This is a genomic window from Listeria costaricensis (assembly GCF_900183385.1).
Taxonomy (GTDB): Bacteria; Bacillota; Bacilli; order Lactobacillales; family Listeriaceae; genus Listeria; species Listeria costaricensis.
Genome location: NZ_FXUT01000012.1, coordinates 1 through 20413 on the forward strand (window position 1 = coordinate 1; position 20413 = coordinate 20413).

Sequence of the window (20413 nt, forward strand, 5' to 3'; positions counted from 1 at the left end):
TATTTTTTCTGTTTTCTAAAAATTTCAAATTAATAAACTCAGTACTTGAAAAAAATTCTTTATATGTGTAAACTTAACATCATAGGTCAGAAAAACTTACGATTATCATGTTCTATCAAAATGTTGACGACCATCAGCTTCCATAGAATGATAGATGAAGTGACCCGAAATTTTCGCTAAGGAGAGATGTTAGAATGGTTCAATTATCCACAACAGTAACACCCGCCAAAGAGCAGGCAGAAAAATATGCCGCGAGCGTATTTGAAACGATCAAAAAACGTAATCCCGGTGAAGAAGAATTCCATCAAGCGGTGGAAGAATTTCTCGCTTCTGTTATTCCCGCCCTTGCCGAACAACCTGAATATGAAAAACAAGGGATTCTTGAGCGCCTTACTGAACCAGAACGTCTCATCACTTTCCGGATTCCTTGGACAGACGATCAAGGGAAAGTCCATGTCAACCGTGGTTTCCGCGTCCAGTTTAACAGCGCAATCGGCCCCTACAAAGGCGGCCTTCGTTTCCATCCATCAGTAAGCGGCAGTATCATCAAATTCCTTGGCTTTGAACAGATTTTCAAAAATTCCTTAACGGGCCTTCCCATCGGTGGCGGAAAAGGCGGCGCTGACTTTGATCCAAAAGGCAAATCAGACGCTGAAGTCATGCGTTTTTGCCAAAGTTTTATGACAGAGCTCTCCAAGCATATCGGCCCAGATACAGACGTTCCAGCCGGCGACATTGGTGTTGGCGGACGTGAAATCGGCTATCTTTTCGGTCAGTATAAACGCCTGCAAAATCGCTTTGATGCCGGTACACTGACAGGCAAAGGTCTCACATACGGCGGCAGCCTGACACGTACGGAAGCCACTGGATATGGCCTCGTCTATTTTACACGTGAAATGCTGGCAGCCAAAAACGAAACCTTCCAAAATAAAAAAGTGGTTGTTTCCGGATCCGGCAACGTAGCCATCTATGCGATGGAAAAAGCCCAAGAACTAGGGGCAACAGTCATTGCCTGCAGTGATTCAAACGGCTATATTCACGATCCAAACGGCATTGACATTCCAGCCGTCAAACAATTAAAAGAAGTAGAAAGAAAACGAATCAAAGAATACCTCCAAACACATCCAGATGCCGACTATGTGGAAAACGGCAACGTCTTTGAACTTCCGTGCCAAGTAGCCCTGCCATGCGCCACTCAAAATGAAATCAATGCCGAGAAAGCCCAGCTATTGATTGATCAAGGAGTTCTTGCAGTCGCTGAAGGTGCCAATATGCCATCAACCTTGGAAGCAATCGACCTGTTCCACCAAAATGGCGTCCTATTCGGCCCAGCCAAAGCAGCCAATGCTGGCGGTGTAGCCGTATCCGCGCTCGAAATGGCCCAAAACGGCACACGCCTCTCCTGGTCATTTGAACAAGTAGATGCAGAACTGGACCGCATCATGACCACCATCTACCAAAATTCCAGCGAAGCAGCGACCCGTTACGGCCATGAAGGCAACCTAGTCGTCGGCTCCAACATTGCCGGCTTCCTCAAAGTGGCTGACACGATGCTACTTCACGGTATCATTTAAGTCACCAGACTCTCACCAGCCTTCCTTTTCACTTGAAGAGGGAGGTTTTTTTATTGCTGGATGGAAAGATTGATTTTTTCTCCAAGAAAAAACCCCTGACGCTCCCTTTCTCATAAAACTCTTATTTAAATGATAGGCAATTTTAAACTGCGCTCGTTATGATAGATACATCAAATGAAATCAACTCATTTTTTACTCCCTTTTTAATGATTGATTTCCAAACTCCCTTTTTTACCAGTATGGTTCCCTTTACCATACTGGTTTTTTTATTTGGCCAATCAAACTATTTACTGTGCGCATAAAAAAAGCCGGTACAGAAAAACTGTACCGACAAGGAGTGTGTGCACAAAATATGACAGTTACAGGACTTACAGCATTCTTTGGGGGAAGATATTTACCGTAAGAAACTGCCAATTCTGAGCAACCTATTTTAGGGATGTCTTTATTATATCGCCTTTTCATTTCTAAGTCAATACTTTTGTTACAAATATATTTCTTTTGAAACAAAAATGTTTTTAAAAAACCAATAATCCGCTCTTATCTAACACAAAAGAAACTTTTACGTAATATTTAACTTTTGGTTTTATTCGTCTATGCTTTTGCCACAATATGGTATAATTTAACTACAGCCATCACATGAATGACTGATCACGCATATTTAGAATGGGAGGAATTTAGTTTTATGACACATACAGCAACAGCTTATATTGGCACTTATACAAAAGTAGAAAGTGAAGGGATTTATCGACTAGTGATCGATAAAGAAACGGGCGAAGTCGTTGAAAACAAACTAGCTGGAAAAATGGACAACCCGACTTACCTAAAAATCTCTGATGATGAAAAATATGTCTATTCCGTTGCCAAAGATGGCGACAAGGGTGGACTTGCAGCTTTCAAAATTCAAGCAGACGGTTCTCTGGAATTTTTAGGAACCCAAGTAAAAAACGGCAATCCTCCTTGCTATGTGGATGCTTCTCATGATAACAGCATTGTTGTTTCTGCAAACTATCATTTAGGTACGATCATCAGCTACCCAACAACGGATGGCAAATTAGGCGAACCGATCGCTGAAATCCAGCATGTTGGTAAAAGCGTACATGAACGTCAGGAAAAACCGCACGCGCATTTTGCCGGCTATACACCTGATCAAAAATTCGTGCTTACTTGCGACCTCGGCACAGACTACGTGACGACTTATAATGCTCACGAAGGCAAGCTGGAAAAAGTATCCGACCTGCTTGTAACGCCTGGCAGTGGCCCACGTAACCTTGTCTTCCATCCCAATGCCAAATATGTGTACATCATGACAGAGCTCACTTCTGATGTTATCGTCTGCACGTACGACGAAGCTACTGGCAGTCTGGAAGTTATTCAAACGGTCGCTTCTTTGCCAGCAGATTTTGAAGGAGAGAATAAAGGCAGCGCGATCCATATTTCTCCTGACGGCCGCTTCTTGTATGTTTCCAATCGTGGACAAGATGCCATTGTTTCTTTTGAAGTCGCAGAAGATGGCAAACTGACTTTGAAACAAACGATTTCCGTTGAAGGACAAGGACCACGCGACTTTGATCTGGACCGCAGCGGCGAAATTCTTGTAGCTACCAATGAAAATTCCAATAATGTAACTATCTTTAAAGTAAACCCAGCAAACGGCGAATTGACCCTTCTTCAAAAAGGCATCAAGGTGCCAGAACCTGTTTGTGTGAAATTCATGAAATAATGAAAAGACACGCTCCAAGTCCAGCTGCATCTCGCGGCCCGACTTGGAGCGTGTTTTTATTAAGCGTTCATACCCAGTGATTTGCGCGCAGCTTTTTCAACTGGATAAATTTTTTCATTTGGAAGAAAAGCCCTAGCCTGTTTCGTTTTTCCGTTCTGTAATAATGACCGACATTTTTTCACAGTAGGCGTCATGTCCACAATCTCCGCAATTCCCTCTTCACTATACGCGCGAACCAGATTCCGAGAAATCCCAATTTGCAGGGAACGATACTCCAGCTTCTTGCCGTGGATACTTCTTTCCGGGTCCCACTGCGCATAGACATCCGTCTCAAGCTTGCGCGCTTCCCAGATTTGGGGATTTGGATAAACGTGCGCTTCCGGACTTGTTAGAACCGCCTGCTCAATCAAATCATCGAAAAACGGCCGATAAAGCTTGACAGCCAGTATCCGCTCCTGATTTTTCTTACTCCCCCAGCCACTTCTTTCCATCATCCATAGAAAAGACGGTTTGATCCACGTCATCCGTCCAAAAGAAAAGTCCCCACCAAATTTTTGCTCACGTACAGCCACATCCGCAATCTGATCATTGTAGGCTTGATAAACCGTAATCGTTTTTGCGTCATAAGTAGCTCTAATTTCAAAATAATCCGTCATGGCTGCCTCCTCTCCTTATTCTACAATCGCATTGCCTGCTTCGACATATTGCATATCATTGACGGACTCCACAAAGAAGTGCCCATTTTCATAAATAATTTTTGTAATACTAGCATTTTTCATTTCAGGCTCCACTTTTTCCGGTGCGAGCATTGCCAGCACAATATTAATCGCCATGCCGTGCGTCACAACTAGCACATGGCTTTCCTCTTCACTAGCTTCTGCTTCTATAATCTGCTTGATGCCTTGTTCCAGCCGAGTGGACACCTTTTCCCAGTTTTCCGACATGCCGGTTTGATCCAGTTTCTCCACAGTATTTGTAACAAGCGGCATCATTTCCGAGCCAGCCGCCTCCCCCATCTCTTCCATCGAATGAAAGTCATTCGCCGCCCATATCTCCGAGAAAAGCTGTTGATCTGTCAGCCCCTCATAGTGACCAAAGCAGAATTCCCGCAATTCCGAAAGGGGCTGAATCGGTAATTCTTCATTAAAACGATCTCCTAAAATGAGCGCAGCCGTCTGAACCGTTCGCCTTAAATCGCTCGTATAGACAGCCGAAAAAGAAGTCGACCGAAGCCCGCGTCCTAGTGCCTCGGCCACGCGAATCCCCTCTTCTGTGAGCGGCGTATCTGACCACCCTTGAACACGCTCCAGTCGATTGAACATGGTCTCCCCATGCCTTGTTAAATATAAAATCACTTTGTCTGTCATGCTTCTCCTCCTCATTCCCTTTTGAAAAGCTCCTCTTTCATCTTATCAATCAAAAACTGGAAATGCAATATGCACAAAAAACGCACAGCCGGAAAGGCCATGCGCCAGAAGGGATTTAGTCGATCCCTTTCATATATTTTTTCAGTAGTGGGGAGAAGAGATAAAGAAGAATGGCAAAAGCAATCGCCACAAAACCAGTAATGGCAAAATAAACCACTTCTGTATCCGCACTAAAGAATTGTGTCGCCTGCGCATTGAACGCCTGTGCCATTGCATCCGACAAGAACCACAAGCTCATCGTTTGCGAAGAGAAGGCCGCCGGTGCAAGTTTTGTCGTAGCCGAAAGCCCTACAGGTGAAATACACATTTCCCCAACAATACAAATGAAGAAGCTCGCCACCAGCCAAAGCGGGCTCACCAGTGTCGTCGTATTCCCGTTAATCATTCCCGGGAACATCATGATCACAAAACTCAAGCCTGCAAAGAATAGCCCCAAAGCAAATTTTTTCGGCGTAGAAGGCTGTCTGTCACCAAGCTTCGTCCAAATCCAAGCGAATACCGGCGATAAAATGATGATAAAGACCGGATTGAGCGACTGAAAATTAGCCGGATTCAGCGTATGCCCAAAAACATCCAGCTGCGTCCGTTCCGCCGCAAAGATTGCTAACGTCGTCGAGCCCTGTTCCTCAATCATCCAGAACAACACAGCGATCAAAAATAGCGGAATATACGCATACAGCCGCGACCGTTCGTCCGAAGTGGTTTTCTTGCTCCTCGCCATGGTCACAAAATAAGCCAGCGGAATCACAATGCCTAGAATCGTGACCGCCAAGATGACCGTATTAATCGAAAAACTACCTGTAGCAAAAGCAATCAACGCAATCAGTAAACCAATTCCCGCTGCAATTGCCAGAGCATACCAGACCAGCTTGCCCGTTTCTTCCTTGCTGAGCGGATTCGGAATCTGCTTGCCAGCGTCTTTCAAATAAGTTTTTCCAGTGATCACATACACGATCAAACCAGCAGCCATCCCGAAAGCGGCTACCGCAAAACCAGCATGGAAACTATTCGCTGCCCCTTGCACACCTGAAACGACAAACGGCGCAATAAAGGCACCCAGATTGATCCCCATGTAAAAAATACTGAAACCCGCATCACGACGTTTATCCTGTGTATCATACAAATCACCGACAACATTGGAAACATTTGGTTTCAAGAAGCCCGTTCCCAGAATAATCAGTGCCATGGAAATAAATAGAGCCGTCGCACCGAATGGCAGTGAGAGAACAATATGCCCACACATGATCAAAAAGCCACCATAAAAAATGGTCCGTCTTGGCCCGAGCACGCGGTCAGCCGCCCAGCCCCCGATGACACCCGACATATAAACAAGCGACCCGTAAATCGACATGATCGCCGTCGCAGTAGCCTGACTGAAGCCTAGCCCCCCAGCCGTTACCTGCGTATACATATAATAGATTAAAATTGCCCGCATCCCGTAGTAGGAAAAACGTTCCCAAAACTCTGTGAAAAACAGTGTTGCCAGTCCGCGCGGGTGACCGAAAAATGTTTTCGTTTTCTGGTCGTCCAAAGTGAATCCCCTCTTTCTTCATTCCTTTATGTATAAAAAAGCGGGCCGGATATGCAGCCCACTTTAATTTTGTTCATTAATCTGGACGTAAGGCTTTTTGATAGATTTGCCGACTGACCGCAAGCGTTTGATCGCCGCGCTCTGAAATGGCAGTCAATTGGTGTTTTTCCAACTGATCGACCAGCACGTCTACAACCTCTTCTCCAAGATCATAGTCGCTGAAATGCGTTCCCGCACCAAGGCTTTCAAAAAATTGACCTGTTTTCTTAATGGCAAATTCGACCTTTTCATCCGCCGAACCTTCCTGAATGCCCCATACACGTTCTGCATATTGCAACAATTTATCAAACTTCTGTTCCTTCCGTACTTCCAAAAGTGCCGGTAGGACAATCGCCAAAGTCCGCCCATGATCAATCCCATAAAGCGCCGTGATCTCATGCCCCAAGCTATGACTTGCCCAGTCGCCCGGAACCCCACGATTAATGGAGCCGTTCAAAGCATTCGTCGCCGCCCACATGAAATTGGCCCGCAAATTGTAGTCATGATTCGTTTCATCAATCACTTTCGGCCCGATTTCAATCAACGTGGCAAGCAGCCCTTCTGCATAGCGATCCTGTACAAGTGCACCAACCGGATAGGTCATGTATTGCTCCATCACGTGCACAAATGCATCGATCACCCCATTGGCCAGCTGCCGTTTAGGAAGTGTATAAGTCAGCTCCGGATCTAAAATTGAAAATACCGGGAACGTATAGGCGCTACCAAAGCCCAGTTTCGCTTTTTTACTCACAAAAGTGACCACGCCGCCACTGTTCATCTCAGAGCCCGTTGCCGGAAGTGTCAAAACAGTCCCAAATGGCAATGCCCGTTCAATCGGCCGATGCGCACCCACGCCTTGACCAAACATATCGATCGGATCTCCATCAAAAAGCGCACCAGCCGCCACAAATTTGGTGCCGTCAATCACAGAACCGCCACCAATCGCCAGCAAAAAGTCATAGCCTTCGCTGCGAACCAACTGAACCGCCTTCATCAATGTTTCGTAGGTCGGATTGGCCTCAATACCGCCAAACTCCCCTACCGTATAGTCCTTCAACACCTGCTTAATTTTATCAAGTGTGCCGAATTTTTTAACGCTCCCGCCGCCATAAAGCAGCAGTACTTTCTTATCTTTCGGGATTAGTTCAGCCAGCTCATTCAGCCGATTTTTCCCAAAAACGATCCTCGTCGGATTATAATAATCAAAATTAGCTATACCAGTTTGCATGTGATTCCCCCACTTTCTTTCAGTTATGGATATCTCTACATTTATACACTTTTTCATAGACTATTAAACATTATACGCCTATTCCAGACAGAATGAAATCCTCATCCTTCATGAACAATGATTTCTTCGCCCACTGCCTCAAATCGCTCTTTCTCCACTTGCCCAAAAAGCCTTGAAAAAGCGCCATTTGCCGTAACCACCAGCCGATGCATCGCACGCGAACAAATCGTATAAACAAGCGTCCGTTCATTTTCCGAATGATATGTTTCATCAGAGGCATCCAGCACAATCACACTGTCAAATTCCAGCCCTTTCGCCAAATACGACGGAATAATCATCACGCCATCTGCCAGCTTTTGATTTTCCAAATGAATCAGCTTGACATCCATCTTTTTATAAAGCGACAAATAGCAGTTCCCGCAGGCCTCCTGATCCTTCCCGATAATCGCAACCATCCCACTCTTCTGCCGCAATTCCTCTGCCTTTTCTAAAATTTGATCCATCATCTGCACGTAAGAAGCGCTCTGCACCATTTGCGGAAGCTCACCATGCCTTTCAAACGGCACGATTCGATCCTGATCCTGAATAATCGCCCTCGTAAACTCTGTGATTTCATAGGTAGAGCGATAACTTTTTTTCAGTTCAATCAGCTTGGTTTTCTCAGCCTGAAAAAGAGCCAGCATTTCCGCAAGCAAACCTCCTTTTCGATCGTCCGCCTGAAAGATCGCCTGATTCAGATCCCCCAGCATGGTAAAGCGACTAGATGGGAAAATCGATTGAATGTATAAAATTTGCGCCGGCGTATAATCCTGAATCTCATCGATAAATACAAACCGCATCGCCCGATTAGGATGCTTCCCTAAAATTTGATCCTGCAATTCCAGGTAAAAAACTGCATCTTCTTGTGACAATTGCTTTTTGTTGAGCCGTTCGACGAGCTGCTTCACTTCCTGTCGCCACTCCGCTTCCGTGATCCCATGATCAGCCAGGTCGATCAGCTGTGGAACACTTTGCATAAAATGAACGAACTGCTGCTTCTGATGAAAGAAACCATACCTGTCGATCCGCTTATGCAGCCGCCGGAATTTCAGACGAATCATTTTTTTCGCCAGGTAGTCCGCTTCCTCGTCAAACCCTTGGAATTCAAGATGTCCCGGTACAAGCGCACGATACTCTTCCTCACTAAGCAGCTCGACCGCATCTGTCACCCAGTCTTTTTTCGCCTCACTTTGAGCAATCACATAGAGCTCTTCCCGCAACGCTTTGCTGAGTGCCTTCATTTTTTCAGGAAGCTTCAAATGATCCGGCTGTTCATCAAAAAGTCGGCGAATCCGCTCTTTAGAAATCAACACTTCTCCGCGAAACCGAATATCCTTGAATTGCAACTGTTTCTGTACTTTCTTTAAATAGATCGGCAACTGTTCAAATAGAACCTGCTGCTCTTTCAAACGCCTAATCCCCAGCTGCCCCGTGCTCGCCTTATTTTCAAACTGTTCAAATAGGCTCTCCACACGCAAGTCGCCCAGCCGCGAATCCACAAAGTCCTGAAAAGTCGACTGCACCATATTTTTCTCACCAAGCTCCGGCAATACGTTGGAGATATAGTGATTAAACAAGCGATTGGGCGAAAAGATGATCATTTGCGTCTCATCGACCCCCTCACGAAAACGATACAGCAGATAGGCAATCCGTTGCAGAACCGCCGAAGTCTTCCCACTGCCAGCCGCCCCCTGAACAAAAAGAAGCGCACTCCGCGTGTCACGGATGATCTGGTTTTGTTCCTGCTGGATAGTCGCCACAATATTTTTCATTTGGACATTGGAACCACTGCCAAGCACTTCCTGCAGCATTTCGTCGCCAATCGCTTCATTGGTATCAAACATGGCTTGAATGATCGCTTTTTTAATCAAAAATTGCCGTTTGAGTGACACATCGACCGTCAGCTTGCCGTCTGGCGTTTGATATGTCGAAAGACCCTTTTGTCCGTCATAATAGACACTTGAAATCGGCGCCCGCCAATCATAAATCAAAAATTGGTCCTCCTCATCCAGCAAGGAAGAAATCCCAATATACACCTGCTCACATTCTCCCTCTTCGTCCTCCACATCAATGCGTGCAAAATAAGGAGAATTCTTCATTTTATCAAAAACCGCCAGCTGCTTTTCACTATGTTGATAGCTTCTTTCACGTTCCCGCAAGAACATTTCCTGCTGGCGGATACTAATCGTTGTCTCTTCCACATCGTCCGGCTCACTCAAATTGACGCGCACATCTTCCCAAAAATTTTCCCGAATGGTGCTCGCTTCACCTTTGACAGATTCTACAGAAGTTTTGAGACGCGCCTCTTCACGCTCGACTTGTTGAAGCGTCCGTTCGACTCGCGCCTGTTCGTTTTGCCATTCCTGTGTTTCTTCCATGTTTGAATCCCACCTTATCGCTTGACTTTTTAATCGCCAACATGTATAATTAACTTGTTATTATAAAATTAGGTTAAATTTACCCTAAAATACAATATCCTTAAGTATACCACCATTCCCGGCCAGATGCAATCACTTCGTTTTTCGAGGTGTTTTTTTATTGGCCGGACGAAGGAGCTGCACAGAATGAACATTGACCAACAATTCCGCAAGTCCCTCTATTATTTAGATAAAGGAAAAGAACGAGAAGCCCTCAAGACGCTCGAAACGATTTTGCCGCTCGCTAAACAAGCCGAAAAAAATGTTGCCACCATTCAAATTTCCATCGTACTGGCTCATGCACTCTTCTTGCGCGGTGAGCGGTTCACTTACTGCCAAAAGCTCCTACACGATGCACTAGAGTTAAGCCACGAAGAATGGTTCGATGACATGCTGGACGAGGAGATCCAACAGGCAAAGAAACTCGTAGCAGAAATCGAGCAGTATTTTGCAGAAACCGGACAATATTTTCAAGCAATTGACTTGGAGCAATTTTGGGCGGATGTACAAGATAAAAGTTATCGCGACCGCTATCCGACGAAGCAGATCGTCCATCAAATCGAGCAGCATCTAACTATCCAGCTCCCCGCTTCCTACACCTATCTGATGCGCCACGCTGGAAACGGCGGGATTCCGCGCAGGTACCACTTCCCCTTACCCAATCAGAATGGCTATATCACAATTCAAGGTTTCATGCCGATTGGTTTTGAAGCGCCCAATGCTATCTGTGGCACGTATGCAACGCAATTTTGGCAGCAGGAATGGCAGTATCCAAATGTCGGGCTGGTCATTGCAGATACCCCATCTGGCGGCCATGAACTCATCTTTCTAGATTACAGAAGCCCCGGTGAACCCGCCGTCGTTCTTGTAGATCAGGAAAACGATTTTGCCATCACGCCGCTTGCCGCAAATTTTGAAGCATTCATCTGCGGACTAAAAAGCGACGCGGAAATGGCTCACCTTTTTCCAGAATTCGACTGACTTTCGGCTCATACTGTACTATTACAGCTTTTTAAGCTAAAATAAGAGTGGAAAAATACAAAAAGAATGGAGTGACCGTCATGTTAATCAAAAACCTTTGCATTCCAAAAGCATCGCTTACGACTGTCAAAGAAAGCGCCACATTAAAAGAGGCCATTGAACTGCTTGAGGAATCCGGCTACCGCTGCGTGCCGATTGTAAATGAAACGGGTGAAAAATTTCTTGGCAATATCTATAAAATGCATATTTACCGTCACGCGGCAAATGGCGGCAGTCTAAACGAGCCCGTCACATCGCTGCTCAAAAATGCCACCAAAACGATCAGTGTCAAATCTTCCTTTTTTGAAGTCTTCTTCACGATCAAAGAACTTCCATATATTGCCGTTCTAAATGAAAAAGGCGATTTTTACGGTATTTTGACCCATGGTAAAATGCTCGGTCTCTTGGAAGACGCTTGGAATGTCAATACAACCAGCTATGTTTTAACTGTTGCGACAGGCGAAGTACCCGGCTCCCTGACAAAAATTACGAAAATCATTGACCGGTTCACCAATATCGCCAACGTCATCACGCTGGATAACCAAAGCGAAGATTTTATCCGGCGCGTCCTGGTCTCCCTACCACTAAACGTCGATGAAAATTTAAAAGACGAAATCATTCAACACTTGGATCGCAAAGGATTCCGCGTTGTCGAAGTGGAAAGAGTCAAAAAGTAAGCACCATGAAGCGGCCCCATCAAACGGCGCCGCTTTTTCTTTTGCCCCGAACACATCGAATCTCAAAAAAGGGCACAAAAAAAGACAGAGCCGCCCGTTTAGACTGACCTCTGTCTCTTGATTTTTTATTTACTAAATTTGCCAAGGAAGAAAAAGCTTGCAATCGCACTAATACCTTGAACGATAAAGAATGTTGCCATAACGATCACGATACCAATGACACTCACAACCGGATCGAACATCGCGATAAAGCCTAGCACAACCCCGATAATTCCAAGTGCAAGAAGCCAGCCCCAACCTGATACATTGTTGTTTTTCGCCGACATCGAACTGATGATACGCATAATTCCGGCAAATAAAACCCACATCGCAAACAGCATCACAAGCGTTGCAGCACCTGCGATTTCATTAAATAGCATGAATACGCCAAGCAAAATAGATAAAATCCCTTCTGCTAATACCCAGCCTGATACATGTTGCAATTTTTTGTCCGAAAAATATGATACAGTATGAAAAATTCCTGAAACAAGTAAAACAATGGCAAAAAAGACGTTTGATGCAAGTAAAGTAGCTACTGGATTAAAAAGTAACCAAATTCCCATAATGATCATTAAAATGCCTGCAATTAAAAGTAAAACTCTCCCAAATGTTTTCATATGTACTTCCTCCTTTTTTATATTCAAGTTACTTCACTAATATTACCTTATTTCACCTTCTAAAAACAACTATTTGCGCCGCCAATATCTTCCCTATTTCACACTTGTTTACAAAGCGCCTATTTTCAGCCTTTTTACTCGCTAAAATCTTTTTATTGACAATTCAGATTCCTAAGCGTATTATAAATATAATTTCATATTTGTTTCTTATCAAGAAAGGCGGAGGGACTGGCCCAGCGATGCCTTAGCAACCGGAACTATATGTTTACGGTGCTAATTCCAGCAGTTAATTCTGAAAGATAAGTCGAGCGAATTCTACGCGTTTACACATCCTCCGACTTTTTTCAGTCGGGGGATTTTTTGATGGGAACAAAGCAATCAAAGGAGGCAATTTTTATGACAAACCATTATCAATTTGAAACGATTCAGGTTCACGGCGGTCACACGCCCGATCAGGAAACAAACTCCCGCGCCGTCCCGATTTATCAGACCACATCCTATACGTTCAACAGCCCGGAGCATGCCGCCGCCCTATTTGGCCTTGCAGAAACCGGCAACATCTACACGCGCATTACCAATCCGACCACAGCAGTCCTCGAAGAACGTTTGGCAGAGCTTGAAGGCGGCATCGGTGCTGTAGCAGTAGCATCCGGCATGGCCGCGATCACTTATGCCATTTTGAACATCGCCTCAAGCGGTGACAACATTGTTTCCGCCAGTACGATTTACGGCGGGACCCACACCCTTTTTGCTCATACGCTGCCAACCTTTGGCATTCAAGTACAATTTGTCGACCCGAACGAGCCGGCTAACTTCCAAGACGCCATTGATGAAAAAACGAAAGCCATTTTCATCGAAACGATCGGCAATCCCGATATCAATCTGATCGATTTGGAAAAAGTGGCCGAAATCGCCCACCAAAACGGCATCCCGCTAATCGTGGACAATACTTTTGCGACCGCCTATTTGAACCGGCCATTCGATTTTGGCGCTGATATCGTCGTCTACTCTGCCACAAAATTCATTGGCGGACACGGCGTGGCAATTGGCGGCGTTGTCATTGATTCCGGAAAGTTCGACTGGACAAATGGTAAGTTCCCCACACTTGTCGACCCGGATCCAAGTTATCACGGCCTCTCCTATACCCGCGATGTTGGCGATGCCGCCTATATCACCAAATTGCGCGTCTCCCTATTGCGCGATACAGGAGCCGCCCTATCGCCATTCAATGCCTTCCTACTCATTCTAGGACTTGAAACACTGAGCCTCCGATTGGAACGCCATGTGGCCAATGCGCAAAAAGTAGCCGAATATCTGGCAGCCCATCCAAAAGTCGCCTGGATTCAGTATCCCGGTCTGGCAGATAATCCCTACCATTCACTAGCCGAAAAATATTTTCCAAAAGGTCCCGGCTCCATTTTTACCTTTGGCGTAAAAGGCGGTTACGAGGCGGGCAAAAAGGTCATCAAATCAGTTTCTCTTTTCTCACATTTAGCCAATGTCGGCGATGCGAAATCTCTGATCATCCATCCGGCCAGCACGACACACCAGCAGTTGAATGAAGCGGAGCAAGCAGCAGCAGGCGTCCGTCCTGAAACCATCCGCTTGTCGATCGGCATCGAAAATATAGCCGATATTATCAATGACTTGGATACAGCCCTTCAAAATATCTGAACAAGAGGAAGTGAAGCAGAATGTTAAAACAAGAGACGCTCTTTGCCGAGCAGCCATTTGTGCTGGAAAATGGCGAAAAGCTTTGCCCCATTGTGATCGGTTACGAAACGTTCGGCGAATTAAATGCAGCACGCGATAATGTGATTCTGCTTGAACACGCCCTAACTGGCACAGCACATGCGGCCAAGCATTTCGAGGAAGACGATCCAGGCTGGTGGGACGATTACATTGGTCCCGGAAAAGCGCTCGACACGAATCGCTATTACATCATCTGCACCAATGTGTTCGGCGGTTGCAGCGGCTCGACAGGCCCATCTTCCATCAATCCGTTGACAGGTCGGGCATTCCGGCTTTCCTTTCCCGGCTTCAGCATTCTTGACATTGTCCAGGCACAGCGAGGCTTAATCAAGGCACTAGGCATCCAAAAATTAGCGGCAGTCGTCGGTGGCTCTATGGGCGGCATGCAGGCAACTCAGTGGGCCATCTCCTATCCAGAACTCGTGGATGCTGTCATCAATATTGCCTCCCCGCTTGCCGCCGGTCCAGATGCAATCGGCTACAATCTGATCATGCGGATGGCGATTCTCAATGACCCGGATTTCAATGACGGCAACTATTCCGAGCAGCCACAAGGCGGTCTGTCCACAGCACGAATGGTCGGCATGATGACCTACCGAACCAGCGAACTATTTTCCAAACGATTTGAGCGGTTCACAGTCGCCGAGAGCTCCCCAGCTGCATTTTCCAAAGAACATTTCCAGATTGAGTCTTATCTGCAGTATCAGGGGGACGTCTTCGTCGAGCGCTTTGATGCCAATAGTTATCTGTATCTGACCAAGGCGATCGACCTTTTTGATGTAACCGTCAAGTCAGCAGATCATAAACCTGCCTATCAGGCCATCAATATCCCCTATCTGCTGATTGGTATTACAACAGACCAGCTTTTTCGCATTCATGATTTAAGAAATAGTTACGAGCAATTAAAACAAGCGGCGGTCCCTGTCAGCTACCACGAAATTTCTTCTGAATACGGTCATGATGCCTTCTTAGTTTCCAGTGAGCTACCTAAATTCCAGCCACTCATTCAGCAGTTTTTAGAAACCAATGCTAACAGGCCACAACTCCCGATACTCAAAACAAAATAAACGCAAAAAAACAAAGCTTGAAGTATACTCCCACCCTACACTTCAAGCTTTGTTTTATTTTTTATGAGTGAACAACAGCTTTCTCACCTTCTGTTTTCGCCTCTTCAAGTAGCTGATGAATCGACCGCATGTCAACAGACCAGCAGTTATTGTTCTTTTCGATAATGCCCGCTTGCCGCAATTCCAGTAGCTGCGTATAAAAGGAACTACGTGAAAGCGTACTGTAGCTCATGATGACAGATGTGGTAATTCCCTTAGGTAGTACACAAATATCTTCAATTTCTTCCCCCACTACAATGTCAACAATCGTCTTAAAAACAGCTGCTAGATAATGATGTAGCGGCTGATGCATCAACATCGCTTTATTATAAACAGCTAAACAAACGGATTTCATGATGAAATATTGGAAACCATAATTTTCTGAAAAAGAAAGGGCATATTGGACGTCTTCTTTTCTATACTTATAGATCAAACAATCCGACAAGGCCTTATATTCAACAAGTACTGGCTCATGATCCAATACTTTATGATAGCCAATAAAATACCCCTTACCAATAATAGTTAAGATTTCTTTAGGGTTCTCCTTCAAACATCCCGCTGTAACGCCTGACATTAACAAAGATACATAAAGATCATCCTCGTCACTCAGAATCTTTTTTTTACTTGGGACAACTTCAGTGATAACCTGAAAATTGTATTTCTTCATCATAGCAGTGAATTCTTGATACGAAAAAATTTCCTCCATATTATAATCCTCCTCGTCAATACTATAATAGCACTTGATAAACTACCTCAAAGTTTAAGCCAAACAGTAAAACTCTCCTTAAATATGGCGAAATAGTGAACAAATCATTTTTTTTAACTAAAATATCCCTTACACTTTGAGAATATATACAAAATAATCATTCTTTGTTAATAAAAATTCACATTATTAGTGGCAAAAGTCCTGTTTTATGGATGTTAAATAGCGCTAATGAGTTAACTTTTTCCACATATGGAGTTTTGTAAAACGAGATTTGTTCCCCATACTTTCTACAAATTACTAGAACAAAAAGCACCGCACTCTCATGTAGAAAGAGTGCGGTGCCTATTATGCTTATTCTTTTGGATCATTGTCTTTATTTTCTAGTTCCTGTTTCATTTGTTCTTTCAGACGATTTTCTTTTTTCTTAGAAGAACGACGTCCTAATAGGAATACAATCAGTAACAAGATCAGCAAGCCTACAATACCCAGCGTAATGTACAACCATGTATAATCTTTTTCTAAGCCCACAGCACGGTCATTATACTTTTTGGCATCATCACGCTCAATGGTAAATTTCTCATCCCATTTCCACGTATGGTCATTTCCATCTGTTGCCGTCATCTTCATTCGATACGTGCCCGGCTTGAATTCCTGATTCTCCCAATCAATCATATAATTGAAATTAGAATTAGGTGCCATTGATAGGCCCTCTTTTTTAGTTTCATGTAAAACTTCATCACTGCCGTCTTTATAAACTTTTGCATCAATATTAAGGCCAGTGATCATGGCAGAAGTTGGATTTTGTAAGTTTACTTTGACATAGTTCGCATAATTGTATTGCCCTGGTTTGATACTTTTCAGTTCCATATCAGGCTCAACTGCCGTATCCGTCTCTGTCAGCATTAAGCCGATAACGTAAGAATAGCGGTTTTTAACCATTGATTCGTCTTTTGAGGATTCTTCATCCCCTGCTACTTCTGATTCTTTTTGTGTAAAATTAATACCGCCTAAAACAATGCCGTCATAGGATTCGTCCGGCATGGTAATTTTGATTGGCACTTTTTTTGTTTCACCAGGTTGAACTTCAATCTCTTTATCATACTCAACCATATCTGTAATATTGTTTTTCATTGAGGCATCCGGTTTTTTATCGCCTTCTGAATAGTCGACATAGCCGTTATCATTTGTTGTAGCAGCATTGATATTCATTTCAACCGTTACTTTATTACTTGTTGCATTGGAAACATTTACATAAACCGTTTGCTCCTGACCAGGAGACATCTTTAAATCAAAGTAGCTTTGCTTTTTGTCAATTTGGTTATCCGGTATTTCAGCTTCAACACCAAAATTAATTGTAGAATCCGCACTCGCCATCTGCGGTAATAAATTCAGCCCGGTAAACAATAAACCGAGCGCTATAAAGAATTTCACAGTAAATCGCATTATTTCTCAGTCACTCCTTCAAATATTCGGTGCCGAAAGTTCGACATAATAATAAAAATAGTTGCGCCGACAAAAAAGTCGGCGCAATATTCTTTATGGTCAAAAATCAAGCAGGGGTATCTGCTAATGTCCAAACCAAGGTATTTGTATATGTTCCTTCTTTAGCTGTGTTGGCTTTTACATTTAGGTTAGCTGAAAATTCTTCTTGCCAAGTACCCAAGCCCGTATTTGTAGCTGCTGTCAGCATAGGTTGGTCTGCCGTAGTTAAAGTAAGGCTTTGGGCTGCTACTGGTGTCGTCTTTCCTTCATTAGATTTATTGGAATAGACCTTAGTACTTGCTAGGGTAAGTTGTGCCCCTTCAAGGGTATCTGCATTTGTTCCTGTTTGAGTAAATTCTCCACCTAGTTTAACTTTTAATTTCCAACCAGCACCAGTACCACGACCATCGGATACAGTTACTGCTGGATCTGTGTATTTTATTTCACCAGTTTCATTATTAGTCATTTTTACTTGTTTAGCAGGGTAGGTGTGATCTGTAGTGTTGATTTGGTTTGTGTCAAAGTCTAAACTAGAAACATAGGCAATTTTTAGTGCATCCTCCACATCTGGATTAACAGGGTTATCGTCCGGTGTATATGGATCGTCATTGTCTGGATCAACTGGGTTAACTGGTGATGTATTTGGTGTGAACGTAATCGTCCCGTTTGAAGTTGCTGTACCATCGCCATAAGTTGTATTAGCAGCTGATACATCTGTACCAACTAGTGTGATAACTGGTAGTGCTGTTACTGCAAAAGCAGTCAATACTGTAAGTGTTTTTTTCATTTTCATTCTGTGTTAAACTCCTTTAGTTTTTTTAGAAAATCAAACGCTTGATGCGCTTGTTTCTGCTTATTTTTCTTGTTCTTTTTTGCTTGTTTTCTTGAGACCATAGATTCCCAGGCAAATTAGTCCTGCACCTGCAACCCAAGCTAACTGCGGTTGTGTATCCCCGGTTTTAGGAAGACTGATGACACTTTTAGTGGTATCCCCCTGATCAATCGACCTGCTTGATCCATCTGGTATCGTGCTGCCATCTGATCCTGAATGGTTCTCATCATCTGAAGGCTTCGTGCCATCTTCATAACCACTAAAGGTAATTCCTGCTTCACTAACCGCACCCTGATCAGAATACGTTGTGTCCGCTGAAATCACTTGCGGCATGATGATGAAACTACACGTCATAATACCCAATATAAGTAACTTCTTCACGTTCCTCCTCCTCTTACTAATTTAGCACACACTGTACTTTATCAAATTAAAAACCTTGTATCAATGGAATGTACTAAAAATTTAGAGCAAAAAATATTGTCTTCATAATTTCGTAACAATATTATGTATAATTTGTCTCACTCAACTACCTTCAATAAAAATAGTTCGTCTTTTAGCCAATTTCATTTTTTAATAAAGATTATAAAATTTGATATTGTATAGTTTGTGTCTTCTTGCCACAGATCCTGTTAAAAGAATATCACTGCTTTTAAAATCATGTAGTTCTAATTCGTACAAATATCGCCTTTTTTTGTGAACAAAAATTGAACAACTTCTATCATAACCAAAAAAAGAGGTCTAAATAATCTCGTCAAAGATTATTTAGACCTCTTTTCATTTAGATTTCGTCTGTTTAAAAAAGTTTTTAACCAATTGACCCTTCCATTTCAAACTTGATAAGGCGGTTCATTTCAACAGCATATTCCATTGGTAATTCCTTTGTAAATGGTTCAATGAAGCCCATCACGATCATTTCTGTTGCTTCTTCTTCAGAAACCCCGCGACTCATCAGGTAGAAAAGCTGCTCTTCTGAGACTTTGGAAACTTTTGCTTCATGTTCTAAGGAAATATTACTGTTTAAAATTTCATTATAAGGGATCGTATCAGATGTCGAAGCGTTATCCATAATCAGTGTGTCACATTCAATATTGGAACGCGCACTGTCAGCATTGCGACCAAAATGGACAATTCCACGATACGTCACATTACCACCTTGTTTGGAGATCGATTTGGAAACAATTGTACTGGATGTATTAGGTGCCAAATGGACCATTTTCGCACCGGCATCCTGACGCTGACCTTTGCCGGCAATGGCGATGGAAAGTGTTGTACCCCGAGCTCCTTCTCCGCGCAGATAACAGGATGGATACTTCATCGTCAGTTTGGAACCGATATTCCCATCAATCCATTCCATTGTGGCATTTTCTTCGACATAGGTTCGTTTCGTCACCAAATTGTACACATTGTTCGCCCAGTTTTGAATGGTCGTATAGCGGCAGTATCCGCCCGGCTTCACAATAATCTCTACAACTGCTGCATGGAGAGAGTTGGTGGTATAGACGGGTGCTGTACAGCCTTCGACATAATTGACACTGGCATTTTCATCAACAATGATGAGTGTCCGTTCAAATTGGCCCATATTTTGAGAGTTGATGCGGAAGTAGGCTTGAAGCGGTGTATCGACTTTAACGCCTGGCGGTACATAGATGAACGATCCGCCCGACCAGACCGCTGAATTGAGTGCGGCAAATTTATTGTCAGAAGGCGGGATGATTTTGGAGAAATACTGTTTGAAGATTTCTTCGTCCTCTTTCAATGCCGTATCTGTATCTTTAAAAATAATCCCCATATCTTCCAAATCTTGCTTCATATTGTGATAAACGACTTCTGATTCGTACTGTGCAGAAGCGCCGGCCAAGTATTTTTGCTCCGCTTCCGGAATACCTAGTTTGTCGAAGGTTCGCTTGATTTCTTCCGGCACTTCATCCCACGAGCGAACGGTCTGCTCGGATGGTTTTACGTAATACGTAATATCTTCAAAGCTCAGCTCAGACAGGTCCCCACCCCACATTGGCATCGGCATTTTGTAGAACTGTTCAAGTGACTTAAGGCGGAAGTCAAGCATCCATTCCGGCTCTTCTTTTATTTTTGAAATCTCTTTTACGATTTCTGCTGTAAGTCCGCGTTCGGTACGGAACACAGATGTGTCTTTATCATGGAATCCATATTGGTATTCGCCAATTTCTGGAATTTCAGTCACATGCTTC

General features: G+C 43.8%; 17 protein-coding genes and 1 riboswitch. Of the genes, 6 read left to right on the plus strand and 11 right to left on the minus strand.

Translation table 11 applies throughout. The features are described from left to right. Nucleotides 1-194 precede the first annotated feature (194 nt). Nucleotides 195-1574: an NADP-specific glutamate dehydrogenase gene (gdhA, locus tag CS921_RS10825; RefSeq protein WP_099223803.1), complete on the plus strand. Its 1380-nt coding sequence runs from the start codon at nt 195-197 to the stop codon at nt 1572-1574. 682 nt (nt 1575-2256) lie between these two features. Continuing rightward, a complete protein-coding gene (locus CS921_RS10830; RefSeq protein WP_099223805.1) occupies nt 2257-3294 on the plus strand; it encodes a lactonase family protein in 1038 nt (345 codons plus the stop codon). A gap of 59 nt (nt 3295-3353) precedes the next feature. On the opposite strand, the gene CS921_RS10835 is transcribed toward CS921_RS10830, so the two are convergent. The 5 genes from CS921_RS10835 to helD all read right to left on the minus strand — a co-directional run bounded on the left by CS921_RS10835 (nt 3354) and on the right by helD (nt 9936). Then, on the minus strand, nt 3354-3950 hold the full coding sequence (locus tag CS921_RS10835) for a DUF4291 domain-containing protein (protein ID WP_099223807.1): 597 nt from the start codon (nt 3948-3950) through the stop codon (nt 3354-3356). 15 nt (nt 3951-3965) lie between these two features. Further along, nucleotides 3966-4661 carry a histidine phosphatase family protein gene (locus CS921_RS10840; RefSeq protein WP_162921747.1) on the minus strand — a complete coding sequence of 232 codons (696 nt, stop codon included), beginning with the start codon at nt 4659-4661 and terminating at the stop codon, nt 3966-3968. A gap of 115 nt (nt 4662-4776) precedes the next feature. Beyond that, on the minus strand, nt 4777-6252 hold the full coding sequence (locus tag CS921_RS10845; RefSeq protein ID WP_099223811.1) for a peptide MFS transporter: 1476 nt from the start codon (nt 6250-6252) through the stop codon (nt 4777-4779). Nucleotides 6253-6328: 76 nt separating this feature from the next. Further along, complete coding sequence (locus CS921_RS10850) at nt 6329-7519, minus strand: iron-containing alcohol dehydrogenase (RefSeq protein ID WP_099223813.1); 1191 nt, start codon at nt 7517-7519, stop codon at nt 6329-6331. Nucleotides 7520-7620: 101 nt separating this feature from the next. After that, nucleotides 7621-9936: an RNA polymerase recycling motor HelD gene (helD, locus tag CS921_RS10855; RefSeq protein ID WP_099223815.1), complete on the minus strand. Its 2316-nt coding sequence runs from the start codon at nt 9934-9936 to the stop codon at nt 7621-7623. Between the two features lie 186 nt (nt 9937-10122). Between helD and CS921_RS10860 the strand changes: the two genes are divergently transcribed. Together CS921_RS10860 and cbpA are read left to right on the plus strand one after the other, a co-directional pair. Beyond that, entirely contained in the window at nt 10123-10956 is an 834-nt protein-coding gene (locus CS921_RS10860; protein WP_162921748.1) for an SMI1/KNR4 family protein, read from the plus strand. Nucleotides 10957-11036: 80 nt separating this feature from the next. Further along, on the plus strand, nt 11037-11672 hold the full coding sequence (gene cbpA / locus CS921_RS10865; RefSeq protein WP_099223819.1) for a cyclic di-AMP binding protein CbpA: 636 nt from the start codon (nt 11037-11039) through the stop codon (nt 11670-11672). A gap of 125 nt (nt 11673-11797) precedes the next feature. Here cbpA and CS921_RS10870 read toward each other — a convergent pair whose 3' ends face one another. Then, a complete protein-coding gene (locus CS921_RS10870; RefSeq protein WP_099223821.1) occupies nt 11798-12328 on the minus strand; it encodes an HdeD family acid-resistance protein in 531 nt (176 codons plus the stop codon). Between the two features lie 204 nt (nt 12329-12532). Then, nucleotides 12533-12634, plus strand: a riboswitch (SAM riboswitch). A gap of 90 nt (nt 12635-12724) precedes the next feature. On the opposite strand from CS921_RS10870, the gene CS921_RS10875 reads away from it, so the two are divergent. After that, on the plus strand, nt 12725-14002 hold the full coding sequence (locus CS921_RS10875; RefSeq protein ID WP_099223823.1) for an O-acetylhomoserine aminocarboxypropyltransferase/cysteine synthase family protein: 1278 nt from the start codon (nt 12725-12727) through the stop codon (nt 14000-14002). Between the two features lie 20 nt (nt 14003-14022). After that, a complete protein-coding gene (gene metX / locus CS921_RS10880) occupies nt 14023-15147 on the plus strand; it encodes a homoserine O-acetyltransferase MetX (protein WP_099223825.1) in 1125 nt (374 codons plus the stop codon). A gap of 61 nt (nt 15148-15208) precedes the next feature. Here metX and CS921_RS10885 read toward each other — a convergent pair whose 3' ends face one another. From CS921_RS10885 to sufB, 5 genes are all read right to left on the minus strand, one after another. Then, a complete protein-coding gene (locus CS921_RS10885) occupies nt 15209-15892 on the minus strand; it encodes a cyclic nucleotide-binding domain-containing protein (RefSeq protein ID WP_099223827.1) in 684 nt (227 codons plus the stop codon). Nucleotides 15893-16243: 351 nt separating this feature from the next. Continuing rightward, nucleotides 16244-17335, minus strand: a complete 1092-nt coding sequence (locus CS921_RS10890) for a WxLIP family cell surface protein (RefSeq protein WP_099223829.1) — start codon at nt 17333-17335, stop codon at nt 16244-16246. A 106-nt stretch (nt 17336-17441) separates the two neighbouring features. Then, a complete protein-coding gene (locus CS921_RS10895; protein WP_099223831.1) occupies nt 17442-18167 on the minus strand; it encodes a WxL domain-containing protein in 726 nt (241 codons plus the stop codon). Between the two features lie 60 nt (nt 18168-18227). Continuing rightward, nucleotides 18228-18560, minus strand: coding sequence for an LPXTG cell wall anchor domain-containing protein (locus CS921_RS10900; protein WP_099223833.1), 333 nt, complete (start codon nt 18558-18560; stop codon nt 18228-18230). A 451-nt stretch (nt 18561-19011) separates the two neighbouring features. Beyond that, nucleotides 19012-20406, minus strand: coding sequence for a Fe-S cluster assembly protein SufB (gene sufB / locus CS921_RS10905; protein ID WP_099223835.1), 1395 nt, complete (start codon nt 20404-20406; stop codon nt 19012-19014). Nucleotides 20407-20413 lie beyond the last annotated feature (7 nt).